This is a genomic window from Dyella tabacisoli (assembly GCF_003350925.1).
In the GTDB taxonomy this organism is placed as follows: Bacteria; Pseudomonadota; Gammaproteobacteria; order Xanthomonadales; family Rhodanobacteraceae; genus Dyella_C; species Dyella_C tabacisoli.
Window position 1 is genome coordinate 45681 of record NZ_KZ857178.1, and the last position, 24398, is coordinate 70078.

A 24398-nucleotide genomic window follows, 5' to 3' on the forward strand; every position below is an offset into this window, starting at 1 on the left:
CACCCCTCCCCAGCCCTCCCCTGTACACAGGGGAGGGAGCCATAGCTGCACCATTATCGACGTCGGCCACACGCGCCCGCGCGACCTCGCCATCGAAGTACCGCCGGTACCGCTCGAAGCGGTGATGTCCAATGACTGCTGGGAGCTGATCTACAACCAACTGGCCGCGCTGATCCAGCAGCACCGCACTACCCTGGTCTTCGTCAATACGCGGCGCATGGCCGAGCGCCTTGCGCGGCACTTGTCCGAGCGATTGGGTAAAGAAGCGGTCGCCGCACATCACGGCAGCCTCGCCAAAGAACAGCGACTGGATGCCGAGCAGCGGCTAAAACGCGGGGATCTCAAGGTCTTGGTGGCTACCGCCTCGCTGGAGCTGGGCATTGATATCGGCGATGTGGATCTGGTCTGCCAACTCGGCTCGCCACGCTCGATTGCCGCCTTTCTGCAACGCGCCGGACGCTCGGGCCATGCAGTCAACGGCACGCCCAAGGCGCGGCTTTTTCCAACGACCCGCGATGATTTGATCGAATGCACCGCACTGCTCGATTGTGTGCGCCGCGGTGAGTTGGATGCGTTGATACTGCCTCCGCAACCGCTGGACGTGCTGGCGCAGCAGATTGTCGCCGAGGTGGCATGCCAGGAATGGAACGAAGACGCGCTATACACGCTGGTGTGTCGGGCGCATCCCTATCGCGCGTTGCCGCGAGAATCGTTCGACGCCATCGTGCGCATGCTTGCCGAGGGCTTTACCACACGGCGCGGCGCGCGTGCGGCTTATATCCATCGCGATGCGGTGCATAAGCAACTGCGTGCCCGGCGAGGTGCGCGGCTCACGGCGATCACCTCCGGCGGTGCGATTCCCGACACCGCTGATTACCTGGTGGTGCTGGAGCCACAGGCCACGGTGATTGGCTCGGTGCACGAAGATTTCGCGGTCGAGAGCATGGCCGGCGATATCTTTCAGTTGGGCAATACCAGCTATCGCATCTTGCGGGTGGAGCGGGATCGTTTGCGCGTGGAAGATGCGCACGGCGTGCCGCCAAGCATTCCGTTCTGGCTGGGCGAAGCGCCCGGCCGCAGCAACGAGTTATCGCTGGGCGTATCGCGTCTGCGTGAAGAAATCGCCGTACATATCGACGATGGCAATGCCTTGCATTGGCTGGTTCACGATTTGGGTTTGAACGAAGCCGCCGCGCAGCAACTGGCCGACTATCTGACCAAGGCCAAGGCTGCGCTGGGCGTGTTGCCGACGCAGCAAACCTTGGTATTCGAGCGGTTCTTCGACGAATCCGGCGGCACTCAGTTGGTGATACATACGCCCTACGGCAGCCGCATCAATCGTGCCTGGGGCCTGGCGCTGCGCAAGCGTTTCTGTCGGCAGTTCAACTTTGAGCTGCAAGCGGCGGCGACCGAGGACGCGATTGTGCTGTCGCTATCGACCAGCCACAGCTTTCCATTGGAGGAAGTCGCCCGTTACCTGCACTCCAACAGCGCCGAGCAAGTACTGATTCAAGCCTTGCTCGATGCACCGCTGTTTCCCGCGCGCTGGCGCTGGAACGCGGTGACCGCACTGGCATTACCGCGTTTTCTCGGCGGCAAGAAAGTACCGCCGCAACTGCAACGCATGAAAAGCGAAGACCTGCTTGCCACGGTGTTCCCCGACCAGGTGGCGTGCCAGGAAAACATCGTCGGCGAGCGCGAGATTCCAGATCATCCGCTGGTCAATCAAACCCTGCACGACTGCCTGCGCGAAGCGATGGATGTCGATGGCCTGCTGCGCATTCTGCGCGGGCTGGAGGATGGCTCGGTCGAGGTGGTTGCCCGCGACCTCACCGCGCCCAGCCCGCTCGCCGCCGAGGTGTTGAACGCCGCGCCCTATGCCTTCCTGGACGATGCCCCGCTGGAAGAGCGCCGCACGCGCATCGTTTCCACCCACCGCGACAACGATGCCGACGATCTGGGCAAGCTCGACGCCGACGCCATCGCCGCCGTACGCGCGGAGGCATGGCCCGATGTACGCCATGCCGACGAGATGCATGAGGCACTGAGCGTGCTTGGGTTTGTCACGGCCAGTGAAGCGGCGGATAACCAGGGCTGGGAGGGATGGCTGCAAGCGTTGGCGAAAGCGCAACGGGCAACCCGCCTTCAGCTCTTGCCCACCGCACCGGAAGCGGCTTCGACCGCCGTCTGGATCGCCGCGGAAAAGCTGCCGCTATGGCAAGCGTTGCAACCCGACGCGACGCCGCAGCCACCGATAGCCGTCCCTGCCGAATACGCCACGGCCTGGACTCGTGACGACGCATTGCTTGAACTGATTCGCGGCCGTCTGGTTGGCTTAGGTCCGGTCACGGAGGCGTCGTTGGCGCGTGCGCTTGCGGTTGGGTCAGATGAGGTCGCGCTGGCCCTGACCCGACTGCAATCGGAAGGCTATGTGATCCAGGGCCTGTTTACTCCGGCGGCGAGTGAAACCGAATGGTGTGAACGGCATTTGCTGGCGCGCATTCATCGCTACACCATCGGCCGCCTGCGCCGCGAAATCGAACCAGTGAGCCGGCGCGACTTGATGCGCTTTCTGTTTGAATGGCAGCACCTCGCGCCCAATGCACGGCTGAGTGGCCCGGAGGCCCTGCCCGCCGTGCTTACTCAGCTAGAAGGCTACGAGGCCGCCGCTGGCGCCTGGGAGGCTGAACTGCTTCCGGCGCGCATCCAGGATTACTCCACGCATTGGCTGGACGAGCAATGCCGCGCCGGCCGCATTAGCTGGAATCGCTTGCGCGCCAGTGGTGGCGGTAGTGGTGGCCCGATACGCGCCACGCCCATCGTGCTGCTGCCACGACGAAACATGGCCGTATGGGCGTCCATGGCTCGTGCGGACAATCTGCAGGACAGTTTGATTTCATCGCGCTCCCAAGCCGTTGCCGATGCCCTTGCCAGTCATGGCGCGCTGTTTTTCGACGAGTTGATCGACGCCACTCGCCTGCTGCGCACCGAGTTGGAAGACGCACTGGGCGAACTGGTTGCCGCAGGCCGCGTCACTGCCGACAGCTTCGCCGGCTTGCGCGCCTTGTTGCTGCCGGCGGCCAAACGCGATGCCCACCGCCATCGCAAGCTGCGGCGGAATATGTTGAGCGGCATCGAGGATGCAGGGCGCTGGTCGTTGTTGCGTCCGTCGGCACAGCCCTCTTCTGCCAAGGATGATGGAGAGAGAATCGAGCACATCGCGCGCAGCTTGCTGCAACGCTATGGCGTGGTGTTCTGGAAGCTGCTGGAGCGCGAAGCGCCCTGGCTGCCCACCTGGCGCGAATTGCTGCGGGTGTATCACCGACTCGAAGCACGCGGCGAAATTCGTGGCGGACGTTTTGTCGAAGGCCTGATCGGTGAACAATTCGCCCTGCCCGAGGCGATTGGGCAACTACGCAACGTGCGTCAGCGCGAACCCGAGGGGCAGCTAATTTGCCTTAGCGGCTGCGATCCGCTCAACCTGGTGGGCACGGTGTTGAGTGGCGATCGATTGCCCGCCTTGATCGGCACTCGCGTGCTGTACGAAGACGGCGTAGCAGTGGCCGCGTTAGTGGCGAACAAGCCGCAATGGTTGATAGAGAGCGATGCCGTGCAGCACCAGCGCTGGCGCAATGCTTTGTTGCGTCGGGCGGGACATGATGCTGGGCTTGATGCGGTTGGTTTGTCGATGCGGCGTTGAGGCTGCTCACCCCCTCCCAGCCTCCCCCTGCAGGCAGGGGGAGGAGCTAAAAGCACGCCATGCCATCCCTGCGACCGAAGGGAGTCCCTATTCGGGACTTGTGGAGGAGAGTTGGGAGCGGTCCGCCTACTCGCTGTAATCGGCGATATAAACCAACAAACCATCGCGCTCGCGAAACTCGCTGCGCCCCGGCATGGCGATAACCTGGCCGGCACGCACGCCATTAGGCAGATCCACCGCGAACGTGCCCTCGAAGAAAACCTGGACATGTGCCGTGCCGGCGTCTTGGTGATACGCCGTAATAGTCTGCCGCCGCACCGAGAACAAATGCCGCGAACTCTCCGCCAGGTGACGCAGCTCTTCGATACCCAAGGTACGCAAACCCAACATCCCGGCGCTGTAGTTTTCGAACACCACCTCGCGATGCATCGTCCCCAGCATGGCCTCCACGTCTTTGCGGTTGTAGGCATCGATGTAGCGGTCGATCAGGGCGCGCATAGAGAGTCCGGGGAACGGGGAACGGGGAACGGGGAACGGGGAACGGGGAACGGGGAACGGGGAACGGGGAACGGGGAACGGGGAACGGGGAAAAGCTTAAAGAGCAAAAGCAAAAGAGCAAGAACAAAAACATATCGAGATCAAAAAAGAACGCGGCGCCACAACAGCCCCTCGAACTCCACGTTCCCCGTTCCCTATTCCCCGTTCCCCGCCTTTAATCACCTCTTCACGTTATCCGTCTGCTGGATAAAGTGCGCCACATTATCGTGCAGTTGCTTCAGCGAATCCTCGTGCGCGTAGACCATATGGCCCGAGGGATACCAGGCGTAGCTGATGTTGTTCTGCAAGGTGGTCGGGATCGGCAGATGGTGCATCTCGTAGTCAGCGGCGTAGTAAGGCGTGGCCAGATCGTAGTAGCCGCCGTGCAGGGATACTTTCAAACCCGGATTGGTCTTCATCGCCATCGCCAGGTCGGGCATGACATTGGTCGATTGCTGTAGCGCATCGCTGCTGCCAGGGGCTTTATGCGAGAAATCCCAATGGTCGACGTCGGCGAACAAACGATAGCCGCGGCCATCGCCGAACTTGAGCTGCCGGCGCACATAGTCGTTGAAAGCGGCCACGTAAGCGGCGCTGATGGCCGAGGACTGGGGGTCGTATTGCGAATCTTTGTTCAAGGGGTCGAGCGACGGGCCGGAGAAGCGGCCATCGAGGCGGCCGGTGGTGATGTCCGCATCGCTTTGCAACTGTTGCTCGAACATGCCGCCGTTGACGCGCAGATCGGCCTTCAACAAATAGGCCACCGGCAGACCAGTGTATTGATGCAGCTTTTCGGCTACTGCCTGTTTGCGCGTCGCGTCGAGCCGCGCACCTTGCATCAGCGCTTGCGCGTAATCGCCCATCGCGTACTGCTCCACTTCACGCAGAAAGGGCTCTAACGCAGCCGGCGTTTGCGGGAGTTTCTTGTGGTAGTAAGCGGTGGCGGCGAAGGTGGGCAGCGCCAGCACGTAGGGAAGGTCGACGCTCGGGTTGGTTTGCGCGCCGTCGATGCTGGTGTCAAAGCTGAGGATTTGCGACAGCAGAATCACTCCGTTGAGATCCACGCTGGATTCGTTCTCCAGAATGTTCGCCAACACCGCCGAGCGAGTGGTGCCGTAGCTTTCGCCGAACAGATACTTCGGCGAGTTCCAGCGACCGTACTTGGACAAGAACTGGGTAATGAACTGGGCAAAGGCATGGCCATCGCCATCCACGCTGTAGGTCGCCTTGCGGCGGTCCTTCATCTGCTCGTCACGCTTGCCTTTGTCTTCGTCGGCGGCGATCAGGCGGCTAAAGCCGGCGCCCGGCGCATCGATAAAAACCAGGTCAGAGGTGTCGAGCAGGCTGTAGTCGTTGTTGACCAAACCATAAGGGGCGGCCGGCGTGTGGCTATCGTCGCGGGTCACCACGCGCTTCGGGCCGAACGCTCCCATATGCAGCCACACCGTTGCCGAACCGGGACCACCGTTGTAAATGAAGGTGACCGGCCGCTTGCCTGGCTCTGCGCCGGTCTTGAAATAGGCGACGTAGAACATGCTGACCTGCGGCTCGTGCTCTTTATCGCCGCTGCCATGCAAGACCAGGGTGCCGGCGACCGCTTTGTAATCGATGCGCTTGCCTTCCACGCTGACCGAACCGGTGCTCTCAGATGACTGCGGCTGTAGCAAGGCCATCTCGGCCTTATCGGCTTTGTTTTCCTCGGGCTTATCTTTGTCTTGCTTGTCGTTAGCCGCGAAGGTAGCCGTACTGAGTAACAGCGCGACCAGCGCCGCAGCGAGGGGAAGCTTACGCATGGGGAAACAGCTCTCGATCACTGGAGCGCAAGCGCCCGGAAACGCAGCTTAGGCACCGAAGCCGACAGTTTCATACCCCAGAAGTCATAACTTGCCCCCGAGCTTGAAACTCAGCTATGCGTAATAAGCACAATCGCCAGTACAGCCAACAACACTCCGAACAGATTAAGCCGGCTCAACCGCTCGCGAAAAACCAGGATGCCGACCAACGCCCCCAGCGCGACCACGCCGATATTCATGCTGGCGAAAACCAGGGAGGGATGCTGCGGCAGGGCCTGATGCGCGCGCAGATAGAACAGGATATTGCCGAAATTGGCCAGGCCAAGCAGCCCGCCCGCCCATGCGCTGCGCAGGGTGAAACGGGTTTGCTTGCGCGCCACACGCCATAGTTGCAACGCAAACGCCACCGGCAATGCCAACGCGAACATCACCTGCAACGATGCCCCCAAAGGCACGCCGGCAAGCGCGACCCGCTTGAACAAGATGTCGATGACGCCGAAACCGGCGAATACCACCAGCGGCCAGACCCATGCGGCAACACCGACGCTTGCCTGCTTCTCGTCTACGCGCCACACCATGCACAGCAAGGCCAGCAGGCCCAGTGCGATACCGATGCCTTTCAGCGCCACCCATGGCTCGCCGAACAGCAGAAAAGCCGCCAGCAACGAGATCAGCAGCGACAAACGCTGCGCCGCGTCGCTACGCACGATGCCGGCATGACGCACCGATGCCGCCAGCGCGAGAAAGATCGTCGGCAACAACAACCCCAACCCGACCAAGCCCAGCCAAGGCGCCTGCGCGCTTTGCAATACCGCCAGCGATGGATGCAATACCAACGCCGTCAGCCCACTGGTCACCACATAGTTCCAGGCGATGGCCTGCCCCGCATCGACATCGAAACGACGCGCCAGCTTGAGCAACACCGAGACCAATACGCTGCAAATGACGCTGAGAAGGATGTAGCTCATGGTTGGCCTGGAGAGGGAACGGGGAACGGGGAACGGGGAACGGGGAACGGGGAACGGGGAACGGGGAACGGGGAACGGGGAACGGGGAACGGGGAAAAGCCTAAAAAGCAGAAGCAAAAAAGCAAGAGAAAAAACAAAAAAGATCAAAAAAGAACGCGGACCTGCAATATCCCCTAGAACTTCATGTTCCCCGTTCCCCATTCCCCGTTCCCTGCTTTACCTTCGCTCCCTGCTTTACCTCCGCTCCCACTCTCAACCCCCAAATCGCTCGCGATAACGCAGCGGACTCACCTGCAGTGTGCGGCGAAAATGATGGCGCAGTGTATCGGCGCTGCCAAAGCCGCAGGTATCGGCGATGCGCTCGATCGGCATGTTGCCGCTTTCCAGTAATTCGCATGCACGATTCAGCCGTTCGCGGGTCAGCCATTGCTTGGGTGTGTTGCCGGTTGCCTCTTCAAAACGGCGTAGCAGGGTGCGCTCACTCATTTTGGCGCGTTCGGCGAGCAGGCTCAGTGGCAGTGGCTGATCGAGGCGGCGGCGCATCCACTCCAACAGAGTGCCGAGCGATGCGCCTTGCTCGGGTAGCGGTGCGGGAATGAATTGGGCCTGGCCGCCATCGCGATGCGTGGGTACTACCGCGCGACGCGCCACCTGATTGGCAATCTGCGGGCCGTAGTCGCGGCGAATCAGATGCAGAGAAAGATCCAGCGCAGCAGCACTGCCCGCCGAGGTAAGCAGATTCCCTTCGTCGACATACAACACATCCGGCTCGATGCGGATGCGCGGGTAGCGCTCAGCCAATGCCTGCACATAGCGCCAATGAGTCGTCGCGCAACGGCCATCGAGCAGGCCGGTGGCGGCAAGCACGAACACGCCTGAGCAATACGACAGCAACCGCGCACCGCGCGCGTGTGCGGCACGCAGGGCATCGAGCAGGGCCGGTGATGGCGCGGCATCCACGCCACGCCAGCCCGGCACGATGATCGTACCGGCCTGCGCCAAGGTCTCTAGATCTCGGCGTGCTGGCACGCCATCTATCGACAGACACCAGCCGCCCGCCGCGCGCATGGGCCCATGATCGACCGGACACAGCACGAAGTCGTACCAATCGGCGATCTCAGGCCGCGGCATGCCGAACATCTCCACCGCAATCCCGAATTCGAAAGTGCATAGCCCGTCGTAGACCAGGACGGCCACCTGACGGTTAGATGGCCCCGGACGCAACGTGGATGGACGCGTGCGAGAACGCTTTGGCGGTTTTTTCATGGTGACTGGCATTCTCGCCAATGTCGCTCAGCCTTGCCAGTGTTCAAACTGACGCCATCACCTCGACCGGAGTAGCTTATGAGCAGCGTCATCCATCGCGTTCCCGCGGCCGCCAGCGCACAAGCGCTTGCCCATTTTCAGGCACGCTTGAGCTTTGAAACCGACTGTGCCGACGTGTACTACGCCACTCATCACGAAACGAAGGACTTCGTGCTACTCGATGTGCGCACGCCCGTGCTGTACGCCGCCGGCCATCTGCCTGGCGCCATCAATGCACCAACCCGCACCCTCAACGAACAGCGTCTGGCGGAGTATCCGGCCGATACGTTGTTCGTGGTCTATTGCGCGGGCCCGCATTGCAACGGTGCCAATAAGGCAGCGGTGAAGTTGGCCCAGCTCGGACGGCCGGTCAAGGAAATGATCGGCGGACTCACCGGCTGGATCGATGAAGGCTTTGGGCTTGAGCGGCACGCCTGAAAATCGCAATGGATATATAGGCTGAGCGACTGGGCTCTCGCCATCGCGTTGCAGCTCGCCCGCTCATCAAGCGGGCGGCTGCCTTGATTCGCGCCTTGTGCGAACTGCGCGCCGAAGCGATCAGCCGCAGAGTGCCGACGCTTCGCGCGCGAGTTGCTCGATACCTTCCCAGTCGGCGTTCTTGAGCTTGTCGGCCGGGGTAAGCCAGGAGCCGCCGACGCAAAGCACATTCGGCAACATCAGAAACTCGGGCGCACTGATTAAGCTGATGCCGCCGGTAGGGCAAAAGTGAACCTGCGGCAGCGGGCTGGCCCAGGCACTGAGCAGCTTCGCCCCGCCGGCCGGCACCGCCGGAAAAAATTTCTGGAAGCGATAGCCGCGTTCCAGCAAGGCCATCACTTCGCTGGCGGTGGCGGCACCGGGTAGCAACGGCAAGTTGCTGTCATCGGCGGCGGCCAATAAATGCGGCGATACCCCTGGCGATACGGCAAACCGCGCGCCGGCCTGCTCAGCCGCATGCAGATCTTTTGCGCTCAACACGGTGCCGACACCGACGATCGCCCCTTCGACTTCGGCAGCGATGGCGCGAATGGCCTCCAATGCCGCAGCCGTGCGCAGGGTTACCTCGATCGCCGGAATGCCGCCCGCAACCAGGGCGCGTGCCATCGGCACAGCGGCTTTCACATCGTCGATAACGACCACCGGTACCACCGGCGCCAGGCGCAGGGTGGCTTCGATTTGCCGCTGCTTGTGTTCCATGCTCATAGAGAAGGCCTATTTGCCCAGTGGGGTAAGAAACACATTCAAAGTACGCCCGCGCCAAGATCAGCCGTCGTCGCGGCCTGACGAAACAGACCGAACAATTCACGTCCCATACCGATGTGATGTGCGGAAAGATCGGCCGTGACCGGGGTGCGCGCGGCAAACTCGGCCGCGTCCACCAGGACATCCAGACGCCCCGTCGCCGCATCGAGACGAATCATGTCGCCTTCGCGAATCTTGGCGATCGCGCCACCGGCCTCGGCCTCGGGCGTTACATGGATCGCCGCCGGCACGCGGCCGGAGGCACCCGACATGCGACCATCGGTGAGCAAGGCGATGCGATGACCGCGATCCTGCAACACCCCGAGTGTCGGAGTGAGCTTGTGCAACTCGGGCATACCGTTGGCGCGTGGCCCCTGGAACCGCACGACTGCGATGAAATCGCGATTCAACTCGCCGCGCTCGAAGGCTCGGCGCACATCGTCCTGGTCGTGGAACACCAGCGCCGGTGCTTCGATCACCAGGCGCTCATCGGGTACGGACGATACCTTGATGACGGCCCGCCCCAGATTGCCATCGAGCATGCGCAAGCCGCCATCGGCGCGGAAAGGTTCGGCCGTGCCGCGCAGCACACCGCGATTGCCGCTCTCTTTGGCCACCGCAGTCCAATGCAGCCGACCTTGCTCATTCAGCTCGGGCACTTGGGTATAGCCGTCCATACCGGTACTGAACACGGTACGCACGTCGCGATGCAGTAAGCCGGCATCGAGCAGTTGATCGATCAGGAAAGCCATGCCGCCGGCCTGGTGAAACTGATTTACATCGGCATAGCCGTTCGGGTACACCCGCGCCAGCAATGGGATCACCGACGACAGCGCGTCGAAATCGTCCCAGCGCAGTTCAATGCCGGCCGCGCGTGCGATCGCCACCAGATGCAGCAGGTGATTGGTGGAGCCACCGGTGGCATGCAGGCCGATCACACCGTTGACGATGGCGCGCTCATCGATGATGTGGCCCAGCGGCAAATGACCGGCACCGACTTCGCTGAGTGCAGCCACCCGGCGCACGGCTTCGACGGTAAGCGCTTCGCGCAGTGGCGTGTCCGGCGCGACGAAACTGGAGCCGGGCAAATGCAGACCCATGATCTCCATCAGCATTTGATTGGAGTTTGCAGTGCCGTAGAACGTGCAGGTGCCTGGCGCGTGATAGGCCGCAGCCTCCGCCTCGAGCAACTCGGCGCGATCGGCCTTGCCCTCGGCATAGGCTTGGCGCACCTTGGATTTCGCTTCGTTGGTGATGCCGCTTGGCATCGGCCCCGACGGCACGAAAATGCCGGGCAAGTGGCCAAAGCTCAACGCACCGATCAGTAAGCCCGGCACGATCTTGTCGCAGATGCCGAGGTAGAGCGCGCCGTCGAACATGTCGTGCGACAACGATACGGCCGTTGCCATGGCGATCAAATCGCGCGAGAACAGCGACAGCTCCATGCCCGCGCGCCCCTGGGTCACGCCGTCGCACATCGCCGGCACGCCACCGGCAACTTGTGCGGTGACGCCGGCCTCGCGCGCGGCTTCACGGATCAGAGCCGGATAGCGCTCGTATGGCTGATGCGCCGACAGCATGTCGTTATAGGCATTGATGATGCCCAGATTAGGCGTATAGCCCGCACGCAGTGCTGCCTTGTCGTGCGGCTCGCATGCGGCAAAGCCATGCGCGAGGTTGCCGCATGAAAGCCGTTCGCGATGCGTCCCCGGACCCTCGGCGGCTTCGATCCGGCCAAGATAAGCCGTGCGGGTCGGGCGACTGCGTTCGCGCAGACGCTCGGTGACTTCGACGATAACGGGATGCAGCGTACTCATGACAAAACTCCGAAACGGAAATCGGCGCCGCGCGATGGTCGGCGCCTTCTATCAAAATGAACCCGCTGCTGGGTCACACACATCAGGATCATGGACACCAATAGACCGACACCGGCACACGCGACTGCTCCAGCACGGCACGCACCGGATAGTTGCGCGCCTCGCCAATCCCCAGCCGCGTATTCGCGAGCAGATCACGCTTGGCCTCGCCTTCGATGTGCAGATACAGCGCATGGGTCTGTAACAGCGCGGGCAGAGTGAAGGTAATGCGCGGCTCGCCGGCGCCGTGCGCGCGCATGGGCAGTACACGCACACTGCTGTGCAGATCCAGCGCCTCGTCGAGCCGATCGCCAGCGGGAAAGAACGAAGCGGTATGACCGTCGTTACCCATCCCGAGAATGACGGCATCGAATGGCAGCGCCAACGCTGCGATACGTGTCTTGACGATGGCAAGGCCTGCTTCGGGCGTAGCGGTATCGGCATACAGCGGCACGAACTGCGCCTCTGAAGCAGCGTGCTGCAGCAACAGCGATTTCACCAGCCGTGCATTTGAACGCTCATTGCTCTCAGGCACCCAGCGCTCGTCCACCAGGCTGACTTGCACTTTGGACCAATCCAGCGACTGTCGCGACAACCGCTCGAAAACATGTTTCGGCGTACTGCCGCCCGAAACAGCCAACAGCGCCGCACCACGCTCAGCGATGCCCGCGCGCAGATGCTCGGCGATACGGTCGGCCAAGGCCTGGGCCAGTGCAAGCGCATCGGTGAAGCTGTGGGTAGTGACATTTAGCATGAGGAACTCAGCGGCATAGATGTGCGAGAGGTGAGTCGGGCTTACTCGCCGTCCTCACTCCAGGTACGGCCATCGCGCTCGATCAGCGCTACTGCCGCGCTAGGGCCCCAACTGCCGGCGGTATATGGCCGCGGCGCTTCACCGCTGGCGGACCAGGCGGCCAGAATCGGGTCGGCCCAGCGCCATGCCGCTTCCACTTCGTCACGACGCATGAATAACGTGGGGTTACCACGTACGACGTCAAGCAATAAACGCTCATACGCATCGGGCTGCTGCACGCCGAATGCCTCGGCAAAGCTCATGTCCAGCGGTACATGGCGCAAACGCAGGCCACCTGGACCGGGATGCTTGATGGTCAGCCACAGCTTTACGCCTTCATCGGGCTGCAAGCGCAAGACCAGTCGATTTTGCGCCAACGGGCCCGCCGAAGCGCCAAAAATCGAATGCGGTACGGGTTTGAACACCACCACGATTTCGGACACCCGCGACGGCAAACGCTTGCCGGTGCGCAGATAGAACGGTACGCCAGCCCAGCGCCAATTCTGGATCTCGGCCTTCAACGCGACAAAGGTTTCCGTATTGGATTTGCCGCCTGCAAGCTCGTCGAGATAGCCCGGCACACTTTGGCCTTCGCTCGCGCCGGCGCGGTATTGGCCACGCACGGTGACTTGTGCCGCATTGGTCTCGTCAATCGCTTTCAGCGAGCGCAGCACTTTGAGCTTTTCGTCGCGCACCGCATCGGGCGCCAGCGACGAAGGCGGCTCCATCGCCACCATGCACAACAACTGCAGCATGTGGTTTTGCAGCATGTCACGCAGCGCACCGGCGCGGTCGTAATAAGCGCCGCGGTGGCCTACACCCAGGGTTTCGGCCACGGTGATCTGCACGTGATCGATATGCTCGGCATTCCACAGCGGCTCGAACAAGGCGTTGCCGAAACGCAGCGCGAGCAGGTTCTGTACGGTTTCTTTGCCCAGGTAGTGATCGATGCGGAAAGTCTGCGATTCGGCGAACACACGGCCGACGGCATCGTTGATCTGATTCGCACTGGCCAGGTCGCGGCCGATCGGCTTCTCCAGCACAACTCGCGATTTGCCGTGATTGAGCCCGTGATGGCCCAGCCGCGCGCAGATATCGACAAACAGTTCGGGCGACGTGGACAGGTAGAACACCCGCACATGCTCAGACTGCTCGCCGATCAGCGCGGCGAACGCATCCCAACCCTCATCTTTGCGTGCATCCAATGGGCGGTAGCCGACCTGTTTCAGGAAGGCGTCGACTTTGGCCTTGGTTCCGCCGGCCTCGTGTAACGCCGTGCGCAGGCTGGAACGGTATCCATCGTCGTCCAGCGACTCGCGAGCGACGCCGATGATGCGACTGCCGGCCGGAATCTGGCCGTCGACAAAACGATGAAATAAAGCAGGTAGCAACTTGCGGATGGCGAGATCGCCGGTACCGCCAAAAATCACCAGATCGAACGCTTCGACCTGAGCCTGGGAAGCCGTCACTTCGATATCCTCGAACGATGTGGGCAACGGCCGGAATGCCGTGCCGGATCGCCCAGGATCGTACCAGTGAAATACCAGATCACGCCAGCGTCTATCGCCCCATGCATACGTATGCGGCCTGACGGCCCATGCCATCCAGTATTCAAGCAAGCTGGTATCCGCCAGCAACCGCGTAACCACGCGCCAGTTGCTCTACTGGTATGGTCATTGGTATCGTTCGCGCCATGGAAACCGCCCTAGCCAACGAATACCGCCGCCTCTGCGATGATTCGGCGATACATCAACCACTTGCCTATCTAAGGCTGCGGCGGGCCATTCGTAACGTCATCGAACACCGTGACATCGAACCCGGACAAACCCTGCCCAGCGAGCGCGACTTATCGCGCGTACTCAATCTGTCGCGCGTGACCATTCGCAAGGCGATCGCCGGCCTGGTCGAGGAAGGCCTGCTGACGCAGCGCCACGGCGCCGGCACCTTCGTCGCTGAACGTATCGTCAAACCGATGTCGCGACTGACCAGCTTTACTGAGGACTTGCGCGCACGCGGGCTGCATCCACGCTCGGAGTTTTCCGAGCGCGGCATTGGCGAGGTCACGCCGGAAGAAGCGATGGCGCTGAATCTTTCGCCAGGCTCGCTGGTAGTACGCCTGCATCGTGTGCGCTATGCCGAAGACGAGCCGCTGGCGATCGAACGCAGCGTGGTACCCGCCAGCGTGCTGCCCGACCCTATGCTGGTACACGACTCGCTCTACGAAGCGCTGGAGAAGTTCGGCTGCCGCCCGCGCCGTGCGTTGCAACGCTTGCGCGCTGTTTCGCTCGGCGCACAGCAAGCACGTTTGTTGCATGTGGCTACTGGCAGTGCCGGCCTCAATATCGAGCGGCGCGGTTTTCTGGATGATGGCCGGGTGGTGGAGTTCACCAGTTCTTGGTATCGCGGGGATATTTACGATTTTGTTGCTGAGTTGCAGACGGATTGAGGGTTCTTTAGCGATAAGCGACTCAACTGTATGGCGACCTGGATCGCCTGCGGCGGGCTTTCGGCCACCTGCCGGTGGTCGAGTCACTTTCTCTTGATGGTGTAACCAACGGAGAAGGCCACCCCGCGCGTCGCCCTTCGGGTGCGTGAGGGTCGGCCGGGCTTTTCGACAGTGCATCCATGCACTGGCGAAAAGGACTCGGCATCCATGCCGAGTCCCCTGCGGGCCTGATCGTCCGACCCTCACCGACGCACAGGGGCCCCGAGGTCAAAGGCCAAGATCAAGAGCAACGTCAAAAGCCGTGAACACTGCGCTTTTGCCCCTCACCCCTTCATTCATCGGCGACTGCTCGCAGTCGCACCCGAGTGCGCGCAGGACGCGCGCTGCTCTTCGGGGCCCCTTTGCAGCGGTGAGGCTTAGACGACAAGGCCCGTAGGGGCATCGACACGGATGTCGATGCCTTTTCGCCAGGGCAGGAAGCCCTGTCGAAAAGCCCGGCCAAGCCTCACACACTCGCAGGGCAGGATGCCCGGAGAGCGCTGCATGGGGGTGGCCTTTCTTTGGGTTACTTTTCTTTGGCCACTTCAAAGAAAAGTGACTCGGGCCCCGGCAGGGGTCCGAAAACCGCCGCAGGCGACCAGCCAGCCATATCACGCCGCCTGATTCGCCGCCTTCAACGCCCGCTTAGCCGCCCGCCGCTCCTTACGCCCCGCCTTGCGAATCTTGCGATCGTAATTCCATAAATAGATCGCCGGCGTACTCAGCAATGTCAGCAATTGAGACACCAGCAAACCGCCGACAATGGCTACGCCCAGCGGCTGGCGCATCTCCGAGCCCACGCCAAAACCGATCGCCAAAGGCAAGGCGGCGCCCATGGCCACCAGGGTCGTCATGGTGATCGGACGGAAGCGCACCAGGGCCGCCTGGCGAATCGCGTCGGGCGGCGACATGCCATGCTGGCGTTGGGCGACCAGGGCAAAGTCGACCATCAGAATCGCGTTTTTCTTGACGATGCCGATCAGCATCAAGATCGCGATGATCGCCATCAAAGTGACCTGAGTTTGCGTGACCAGCATGGCCAGAAATGCACCCATGCCGGCGGCCGGTAGGGTGGACAGAATGGTCAGCGGATGGCCCAGGCTTTCGTAGAGAATGCCAAGCACGATGTACATGGCGAGGATCGAGGCGAGCAACAGCACCATGCCGTTGGATTGCGCTTGCTGCAGGCGTTGGTTGTCACCGGTGTATTCCACGTGCACGCCAGAGGGCAGGCGCACCGCGAGCGCCGCTTGTTCCACCAATTTGATGCCTTGGTCTTGCGCTACGCCGTCAGCGAGGTTGTAGCTGATAGTCGCTGCCTGCAGTTGATTGTGGTGGCGGATTTTCGTCGGGCTCATGTTCGGCTCGATATGCGCCACCGCCGATAGCGGAATCATCATGCCCTGGTTGTTGCGCACGTGGAGGTTGAGCAAGGTCTCGGGACTTAGCGATTGCGCATTCGATGCAGTCAGCACGACCCAGTATTGGTTGATATCGGAGTAAATCACCGAGACTTGGCGCTGGCCGAACGAGTTGAACAGCGCCGTATCGATCATGCCCATGCTCACCCGCAGACGGCTGGCGGCTTCGCGATCGACTTTCAGTAATTGCTCTTTGCCGGTGCGTTCGAACGTGCTGGTGACGTCCCGTATGTCTTTGACGGTGCGCATTTGGCGAACCATCTTCAAGGCCCATGGCTGTAAGTCCTCGCCGTTGGTGCCGATGAGCTGGAATTCGTACTTGCCGCCTTTATCGCCGCTGCCGCCGCCACCGAGAAACTGCACCAGACTAAGCGTCACCTTGGTGTTCGGCATGACGTCGTATTGCTTGGCAAGCCGCGCCATCACCACTTTGGCGCTGTCACGGCGATCATTGGGGCCGTTACCGAGCGGCTTGAGGTCGATGAACATGCTGCCGGTGTTGCCTACGGCGCCATTGCCGTCGTTGGCGCCAAGCGTGGTCAGCACATCAAGTACGGCCGGGTCAGCTTGCATGATGCCGGCAACGCGTTGAGCGCGCTCAGCCATCAGCGTGGGTGAAATATTAGTGTCGGCGCTGATATCAGCTTGAATCATTCCGATGTCTTCTTCGGGCATGAAGTTGCCGCCTGCGGTTTTCGCGACGGCGATGGCAAGCACCACCGTCAGGCCCAGCAGAATCAACGGTTGCCAGCGCATGATCCGGCGATGGCGCATGGCCCAATCCAGGGCGCGCTCATAGTGGTAATGCAGGCGGCGGTCGAAACGTTCCAATACTCGCTCTAGCCGGCCCGGCGTGCGTTCACCGGGCTGCTCGACTTTGAGGAAATATCCGCATAGCGCCGGCGTAAGGGTGAGCGAGACGAGTGCGGAAATCACCACCGCCACGGTCAGCGTGACCGAGAATTCGCGCAGCAACATGACCAGCATGTTGTTGCCGAACAGCAAGGGTGCGAACACTGCCACCAACGACAAGGTGATCGAAACCACGGTAAAGCCGATCTCGCGAACACCGATCAAGGCAGCCTCCAGTGGAGGCTCACCGTGCTCCATATGGCGCACGATATTTTCAATCACCACGATGGCGTCATCCACCACAAAGCCGATACACAGCACCAGCGCCACCAGCGACAAGGTATTGAGTGTGTATCCGAGCGTCCACATCGCCACGAAGGCGCCCGCCAATGACAACGGCACGCTCAGTGTGGCGATCAAGGTCGGCCGTAGCCGACGCAGAAACACCAACATCACCAGCACCACCATCACGATGCTTATCAGCAAGGCGATCTCTACTTCGTGCAATGCCGATTTGGTGGTTTGAGTGAGATCGAAGATCGGCGTCATCACCACGTCGGCCGGCATCCAGAGGTGGAAACCGGGCAACTTGGCGCGAATCTCCTCTACCGTGGCTACGGCGTTGGCTTCGGCTCGTTTGCTGATCTGCATCGCCACTGCACGGCTGCCGCTGAACCAGGCAGCCTGGTACTGGTCTTGCGGGCCACTGCTCACGGTGGCCACATCGGATAAGCGCACCGGTATGCCGTTCTTCACCGCAATCAACATACGGCCGAATTCTTCCGGCGTATGCAGCGAGTCGTTCGCGGTGACGGTCATCTGCGTGTGGCCATCGGTCAGCAAACCTTGCGGTGAGGTGACATTGGCGGCGGTCAGCGCATTGCTGACATCGTTGGCGCTCATCCCTTTGGCAGCCAGCACTGCGGTGTTCAATTCCACCCGCACGGCATGCGGCGTGCCGCCGAAAACCTGCACCTGGGCTACGCCGGGAATCTGCGCCACGGCGGGTTTCAGCATGGTATCGGCAAGGTCGTACAACTTATCCTGCGGCAAACTGGTCGAGGTCAGCGCGATAAACAGGATGGGAATCTGCGATGTATCGAATTTGAAATATTGCGGCAGGGAAGGCATGCCGCTGGGGAAATCCGGGGCGGCGGCGTTGATCGCGGCCTGCACGTCACGTGCGGCTTTGTCAGCGCTGCGGCCATATGTGAAGCGCACCTGCACGCTCGCCGAGCCTTCGGTGGCGTTGCCGTACATTTCCTCCACCCCAGGGATGCGGCCTAGATGACGCTCCAGCGGGGCCAGCACCGTATTGGCCATGGTTTGAGCACTGGCGCCAGGCATCTGCGCCACCACAAAAACACCGGGGAATTCCAGCGACGGCAACGCCGCCACGCCCAGCAGCATGTAAGCCCACGCGCCGGCCAGGATCAGCCCCAACGCGAGCAGCGAGGTGCCGACCGGGCGGCGAATCAGTGGTGCGAAAATATTCACAGGCCTCCCAGGCCATCGTTGGAACGTATCCTGCGGGCCCCGCACAGGCAATGATGCGCTGCATAGCGCTGCGGGTATTCGAACGCAGCGTATGCGGCAGGTTCAATCATGCTGACTTTATGCCTGCCGTACATGACATGCGAATGTGCCTGAAGTCCGGCCCTGCCGAAAGGCAGGGGCGTGGATAGGGTTCGTTTTCTTGGAACCAGCCATTCAAGGTATTGCGAAATGATCTGCTCCAGCCAGTGAATGTTTTGGCTAGCTGGCTCGCCTGCGGCGGGCTTTCGGCCACCTGCCGGTGGTCGAGTCACTTTCTCTTGAGTGGCCAAGAGAAAGTAACCAAAGAGAAGGCCACCCCGGTGAGTCGCCCTTCGGGTACGTGAGGGTCGGCCGGGCTTTTCGACAGGGCTTCCTGCCCTGGCGAAAAGGGCTCGACATCCATGTCGAGCCCCCTGCGGGCCTTGTCGTCCGACCCTCACCGACGCACAGGGGCCCCAAGGTCAAGAGCAACGTCAAAAGCCAGTCCTCGCGCCGCTTTTGCCCCTCCCCCTGCCTGCAGGGGGAGGTTGGGAGGGGGGCCGCTCTTGCTACAGACCTTCAACTACTTCTCTGCTCGCAAGCTGGCCGCACAGTTACGCCAGTTGGCCACTCGCCTTCAGCGCACGCTTGGCAGCGCGCCGCTCGCGGCCTGCTGCCTTCTTGATGAGCCGGTCGTGGTTCCACAAATAAATCGCCGGCGTGCTGAGCAAGGTCAACAGTTGCGATATCAACAGCCCGCCAACGATGGCTATGCCCAGCGGCTGGCGCATTTCCGAGCCGATGCCGAAACCGATCGCCAGCGGCAGCGCCGCACCCATCGCGACCAGGGTGGTCATGGTGATCGGGCGAAAGCGCACGATGGCCGCTTCGCGAATGGCTTCGGCTGCCGACAGCCCGCGTTCGCGTTGCGCGACCAGGGCGAAGTCGACCATCAGGATGGCGTTTTTCTTGACGATGCCGATCAGCATCAGGATCGCGATGATCGCCATCAATGACAGCGGTGTCTGAGTTACCAGCATCGCGAGGAAAGCACCCACACCGGCTGCCGGCAAAGTAGACAGAATGGTCAGCGGATGGCCCAGGCTTTCGTAAAGAATGCCGAGCACGATATACATCGCCAAGATCGAACCGATCAGCAGCAATTGAACGTTGGACTGGCTTTCCTGCAGGCGCTGGTTATCGCCGCTATAGCCCAGTTGCACGCCTGCCGGCAGCCGGGTGTTTTGCACCGCCTGCTCGATCAATTGCATGCCGCGGTCTTGGGTGATGCCGGGGGCCAGGTTATAGAAGATCTGTGCGGCTTCGAGCTGATCGCTGTGAATGACCAGCGATGGGGTGATGTTCGATTCGATGCGCGCTACCGCGGACAGTGGAATCATCCGGCCTTGGCGGCTGCGCACATAGGTGTTCAACAAGGTTTCAGGGCTCAACGAATGTTCGGCCGACGAGGTGAGCACCACCCAATACTGATTGATGTCCGAGTAAATGATCGATACCTGGTTTTGACCGAAAGCGTTGTACAGCGCCGAATCGATCATGCCCATGCCGATTTGCAGGCGATCGGCGGCGATGCGGTCCACTTTCAGCATTTGTTGCTTGCCGAGACTGTCGTAATCGCTGCTGACTTCGCGAAATTCCTTCATCGTGCGCATCACCTTGGTGAGCTTGAACACCCAGGGTTGCAGGTCGATGTTGTTGCTGCTTATGAGCTGAAAACTCGGGCCACCGCCGTCGCCTTCGTTGAAAAAGCCCATGGCATTGAGCGAGACACGCAGCTCTGGCAGTGCGTTGTAGGCCTTGGACAACCGCGTAATGACCTGTTTGACGGAGTCGTGCCGCTGGTCAGGACCGTGGCCGAGCGGCTTGAGGTCAACGAACATAGTCGCGAGATTGCCGACATTGCCACCGGCGCGGTCGCTGCCGAGAAAGGTAGTTACATCCAGTACCGCCGGGTCGGCTTGCATGATCTTGGCCGCACGCTGAGCGCGCTCGGCCATCAGCGTCGGCGAAATATTGGCATCGGCGTTGATATTGCCCTGGATCATGCCGATGTCTTCCTCGGGCATGAAGTTGGCACCGGCGGTACTCATCACGGCGATAGCCAGGCCTACGGTGCCGATAAGCAAGATCAACGGCTGCCAACGCATCAAGCGGCGGTGACGCATGGCCCAATCGAGCGCCCGTTCGTAGATACCTTGCAGGCGGCGGTCGAAGCGCTCCAGCGCACGCTCCATGCGCCCCGGCGCGCGCGCGCCGGGTGGTTCGAATTTCAGAAAATAGCCGCACAACGCCGGGGTAAGCGTGAGCGAGACCAGCGCCGAAATCACCACGGCCGCGGCCAGGGTCACTGAGAATTCGCGCAGCAGCATGACCAGGATGTTGTTGCCGAACAGTAGCGGCGCGAACACCGCGATCAGCGACAAGGTGATCGACACGACGGTAAAGCCGATCTCGCGCATGCCGTTCAAGGCCGCGGTCAAAGGCGGCTGGCCGTGTTCGATATGGCGCACGATGTTTTCGATCACCACGATCGCATCGTCCACCACAAAGCCGATACACAGCACCAGCGCCACCAACGACAAGGTATTGAGCGTGTAGCCAAGCGCCCACATCACTACGAAGGCGCCGGCCAACGACAGCGGCACGCTGAGCATGGCGATCAAGGTCGGCCGCAGTCGGCGCAAGAAAACCAGCATCACCACCGCCACCATAGCAACGCTAATCAGCAGGGCGATCTGCACTTCGCGCAGCGCCGACTTGGTGGTCTGGGTGAGGTCAAAGATCGGGGTAATTTGCAGATCGGCCGGTAGCCAGGCCCGAAACTCAGGCAACTTGGCGCGAATGGCCTCGGCGACGGCGACGGCGTTGGCCTCGGAGCGCCGGGTAATGCGCACACTCACCGAGCGTGTGCTGTTGAACCAGGCCGCCTGGTACTCGTCTTGCTGGCCGCTCTCCACCGTCGCTACATCCGCGAGCCGAATCGAGTGGCCGTTTTTTGTTCCGATCACCAGTCGAGCGAATTCTTCGGGGTTATGCAATGCGTCATTGGCGGTGACCGTCATCTGGCTGAGGCCATTGCTCAAGGTGCCCTGCGGCGAGGTCACATTGGCCGCAGACAGCGCGTTGCGCACGTCGTTGGCGGTAAGGCCCATATTGGCCAACGCGCTGTTATTCAACTGCACCCGCACGGCCTTCGGCCGACCGCCGATAACGCGTACCTGCGCCACGCCGGGGATTTGCGATATCGCTGGTTTGACCAAGGTATCGGCAAGGTCGAACAGCCGGTCCGGCGGCAAACTGGTCGACGTGAGCGAGAGCAACAAGACCGGCATTTGCGCCGTATCGAATTTGAAGTAGCGCGGCGGCACCGTCATGCTCGTCGGCAGATCGATCGCCGCGGCATTGATCGCCGCCTGCACATCGCGAGCCAACTTGTCGGTCGATTTACCGTAGTTGAAAAGCAGGCGGATCGAGGTCGAGCCGTCGTTGCTCTCCGAATGCATCTCTTTGATGCCCGGAATGCGCCCCAGATGCCGCTCCAACGGCGCGGCCACGGTAGAAGCCATGGTTTGCGCATTGGCACCGGGTACCTCGGCATACACGGCCATGCCGGGAAATTTCAGCACCGGCAAGGCCGATACGCCGAGCAGCATGTAGGCACAGATGCCAGCCAGGGTGAGCCCGATGGCAAGCAGGGAGGTGCCGACCGGACGGCGAATCATGGGCGCGAAGAAGTTCACGGGCGCGGTGCTCGCGGGGTCCATCGGACGAGCCGATGATGGTGTGGATGGCGCTTGGTCATGTTGGCTTTATGCCTGCGCGGTGGGGGGTTGTGTAGTGCCGGTAGTACTCCTTTTTGAGATAAGTTGAGGGTTATGGCTAGGTTGATCGCCCGCCGCAGGCGATCAACCTAGCGAAAACAACCGAAGTCACTTAACGCAAAGAAGGGCTATACCGCACCGTCAAAAACCAAGTCCGCCCTGGCTGATTGAAGTAATACACCGTCTCATACCGACGATCGAACGCATTCGCCAACCGCGCCTCAACCTGCCAATCCGCGGCGAAGGTATAGCTGGCACGCAAGTCCGTGGTGGCATAACCGCCCAGGCGATGCACGTTAGCCAAATCGTCGTAGCGCTTGCCGGCGGCGTTGAAGGTAGCGCCGATGCCGATGTCACCGAAGCGGCGGTCCAGGTCGATACGTGCGGTACGTTGCGGGCGACGAGCCAGCAGATTACCGTCATTCGCACCGCCGTCGCGATTCTTCGGCTGCTGCAAGGTCAGGTAACCCTGTACCTGCCAGCCGTCCAGTGTCGTACCGAGCTGAGCTTCCAGGCCGTTGATGCGGGCCTTGCTGATGTTCATCGGGTAGTAGTTGCTGTCTAGCGTAATGAGCTGGTTGATCTGGGTCTGGTAGGCATTCAACGCCCAGTTCCAGCTATCCAGCTTCTGGCTCAGGCCGAGTTCGGTCGAGTGCGATTTCTCCGGTTTCAGATTCGGATTGCCGCCGCCATAGGGGTAATACAAATCGTTGAAGGTCGGCGCGTGGAAGGCGCTGCCCCAGCTTGCGGTGAGGCGCAGGCCGTGGTCGAAGCCATAACCCCAGGAGGCGCCGCCGGTGGTGTGGTTGCCGAACTGTTCGTTGTGATCGCGACGTACCGATAACTGCACTTCATTACGGCCGAAGGTACCCAGGTACTGTGCGTAGCCGCCGGTATCGTCGCGCTTTGTGGAGAGATAGGCGGTGTCGCTGGCGATATGTTCCTGCTGCCAATCCACGCCCACGGTGAGCAACTGATTGGTAGCCAGGCTGATGTCGTTCTGCCATGAGGCCTGATTGCGTCGCGAATTGACATAGCCGGCCGGCACATGGGCGTAGTAGCCGGCGGCATTGAAGAAATCGCCGGCGTAATAGCCTTGATAGAAACGGTTCGAGCGGTCGCGATTCTGGCCGACGCCCAGCGTGACCTTCCAGATGTCCAGCGGGCTAAAGCTCAGGTGCGCGCCGGCGACGTCTTGTTCGTTCTGCACCAGATTGCCAGCCGCTGGGCTACCGTCGGATTTGATATCGGTTTTGCTGCGCAGCCAGCTAGCTGTCAGCTCGGTACCGTTGTCCCAGCGATAACCGCCGCTGAAGGCACCGTTCCAATTGCGCATGCCATCCCGATCCGGCTCGTCGACAAAGCAGCCTGCGCCTGCCTCGGCCGCGCCGACGCGGCAGGCATTGATGCCGCGCGTGTACTGCCCGTCCAGACTCAGGTTGTACCACGCATGCGTATCACCGCCGGCAAGGCCGACTTGGCCGTCCACGTAGTGGTTGCTGCCGGTGGATACCCGCAGCGAAGGTGTGAGGCCGCCATCGCGCTGCCCACGCTTGGTGAAGATTTGAATGACGCCACCGATCGCATCGGAGCCGTACAGACTCGAACGCGGGCCGCGTACCAGTTCGATACGCTCGATTTGATCGACCGGAATCTGCTCGTACGCCGGCAGATCGAAGTTGACGTTGCCGACCCGCACGCCATCGATCAAGACCAAGGTATGCGTCGAGTTGGTGCCACGGAGAAACATCGAGGTCTGCTGACCCAGGCCACCCGCTTGCGCGACGGTGACGCCCGGCAAGCCAATGAGCAGATCGGTAACCGACACCGGTTGCAGCCGTTCGATGTCTTCGCGCGTAATCACGGTAACCGAGGCCAGGGCCTCATCTGTGGTGATCGCGGTACGTGTTGCGGTGACCAAGACCGTGGGCAGCGCCGTGGTGTTTGGATCAGCCGCATAGGCAGCCATCGTGCAGGACAGCAGTGCCGTCGCCAGCAGAGTCTTTTTCATGATTTTGTTACCCCGAAGCATCTATGGATAGGCGACGCGACGGAGGGCAGCGCAGAACGACGGCAAGCGACTTACGCT

14 protein-coding genes are annotated in these 24398 nt (G+C 61.4%); 3 read left to right on the top strand and 11 right to left on the bottom strand.

Annotated features, from left to right (window positions below; genetic code table 11):
* On the top strand, positions 1 to 3700 hold a 3700-nt coding region (locus DVJ77_RS14080; RefSeq protein WP_225428006.1), incomplete at its 5' end, for an Lhr family helicase.
* 126 nt (positions 3701 to 3826) lie between these two features.
* Here DVJ77_RS14080 and DVJ77_RS14085 read toward each other — a convergent pair.
* From DVJ77_RS14085 to ftrA, 4 genes are all read right to left on the bottom strand, one after another.
* Positions 3827 to 4198 (bottom strand): nuclear transport factor 2 family protein, encoded by a 372-nt coding sequence (locus DVJ77_RS14085; RefSeq protein ID WP_114846152.1) that lies wholly within the window; start codon positions 4196 to 4198, stop codon positions 3827 to 3829.
* 218 nt (positions 4199 to 4416) lie between these two features.
* A complete protein-coding gene (locus DVJ77_RS14090; RefSeq protein ID WP_114846153.1) occupies positions 4417 to 6030 on the bottom strand; it encodes a S10 family peptidase in 1614 nt (537 codons plus the stop codon).
* Between the two features lie 110 nt (positions 6031 to 6140).
* Entirely contained in the window at positions 6141 to 6998 is an 858-nt protein-coding gene (locus DVJ77_RS14095) for an EamA/RhaT family transporter (protein ID WP_114846154.1), read from the bottom strand.
* 252 nt (positions 6999 to 7250) lie between these two features.
* A complete protein-coding gene (ftrA, locus tag DVJ77_RS14105) occupies positions 7251 to 8264 on the bottom strand; it encodes a transcriptional regulator FtrA (protein ID WP_114846156.1) in 1014 nt (337 codons plus the stop codon).
* Positions 8265 to 8342: 78 nt separating this feature from the next.
* Here ftrA and DVJ77_RS14110 point away from each other — a divergent pair, with 78 nt between their 5' ends.
* Positions 8343 to 8741 carry a rhodanese-like domain-containing protein gene (locus DVJ77_RS14110; protein ID WP_114846157.1) on the top strand — a complete coding sequence of 133 codons (399 nt, stop codon included), beginning with the start codon at positions 8343 to 8345 and terminating at the stop codon, positions 8739 to 8741.
* A 120-nt stretch (positions 8742 to 8861) separates the two neighbouring features.
* Here DVJ77_RS14110 and eda read toward each other — a convergent pair whose 3' ends face one another.
* The 4 genes from eda to zwf all read right to left on the bottom strand — a co-directional run bounded on the left by eda (position 8862) and on the right by zwf (position 13663).
* The gene (gene eda / locus DVJ77_RS14115; RefSeq protein WP_191983704.1) at positions 8862 to 9500 is read right to left on the bottom strand and encodes a bifunctional 4-hydroxy-2-oxoglutarate aldolase/2-dehydro-3-deoxy-phosphogluconate aldolase; all 639 of its coding nucleotides are present in this window, start codon (positions 9498 to 9500) and stop codon (positions 8862 to 8864) included.
* 44 nt (positions 9501 to 9544) lie between these two features.
* Positions 9545 to 11362, bottom strand: a complete 1818-nt coding sequence (edd, locus tag DVJ77_RS14120; protein WP_114846159.1) for a phosphogluconate dehydratase — start codon at positions 11360 to 11362, stop codon at positions 9545 to 9547.
* An 88-nt stretch (positions 11363 to 11450) separates the two neighbouring features.
* Entirely contained in the window at positions 11451 to 12155 is a 705-nt protein-coding gene (gene pgl, locus DVJ77_RS14125) for a 6-phosphogluconolactonase (protein WP_114846160.1), read from the bottom strand.
* Between the two features lie 41 nt (positions 12156 to 12196).
* Positions 12197 to 13663 carry a glucose-6-phosphate dehydrogenase gene (gene zwf, locus DVJ77_RS14130; protein WP_114846336.1) on the bottom strand — a complete coding sequence of 489 codons (1467 nt, stop codon included), beginning with the start codon at positions 13661 to 13663 and terminating at the stop codon, positions 12197 to 12199.
* Between the two features lie 224 nt (positions 13664 to 13887).
* Here zwf and DVJ77_RS14135 point away from each other — a divergent pair, with 224 nt between their 5' ends.
* Complete coding sequence (locus tag DVJ77_RS14135) at positions 13888 to 14640, top strand: GntR family transcriptional regulator (protein WP_114846337.1); 753 nt, start codon at positions 13888 to 13890, stop codon at positions 14638 to 14640.
* A gap of 650 nt (positions 14641 to 15290) precedes the next feature.
* Here DVJ77_RS14135 and DVJ77_RS14140 read toward each other — a convergent pair.
* From DVJ77_RS14140 to btuB, 3 genes are all read right to left on the bottom strand, one after another.
* Positions 15291 to 18449: an efflux RND transporter permease subunit gene (locus DVJ77_RS14140; protein ID WP_114846161.1), complete on the bottom strand. Its 3159-nt coding sequence runs from the start codon at positions 18447 to 18449 to the stop codon at positions 15291 to 15293.
* Positions 18450 to 19081: 632 nt separating this feature from the next.
* The gene (locus tag DVJ77_RS14145) at positions 19082 to 22228 is read right to left on the bottom strand and encodes an efflux RND transporter permease subunit (RefSeq protein WP_114846338.1); all 3147 of its coding nucleotides are present in this window, start codon (positions 22226 to 22228) and stop codon (positions 19082 to 19084) included.
* Positions 22229 to 22421: 193 nt separating this feature from the next.
* Positions 22422 to 24320 (bottom strand): TonB-dependent vitamin B12 receptor, encoded by a 1899-nt coding sequence (btuB, locus tag DVJ77_RS14150; protein WP_114846162.1) that lies wholly within the window; start codon positions 24318 to 24320, stop codon positions 22422 to 22424.
* Positions 24321 to 24398: the final 78 nt, after the last annotated feature.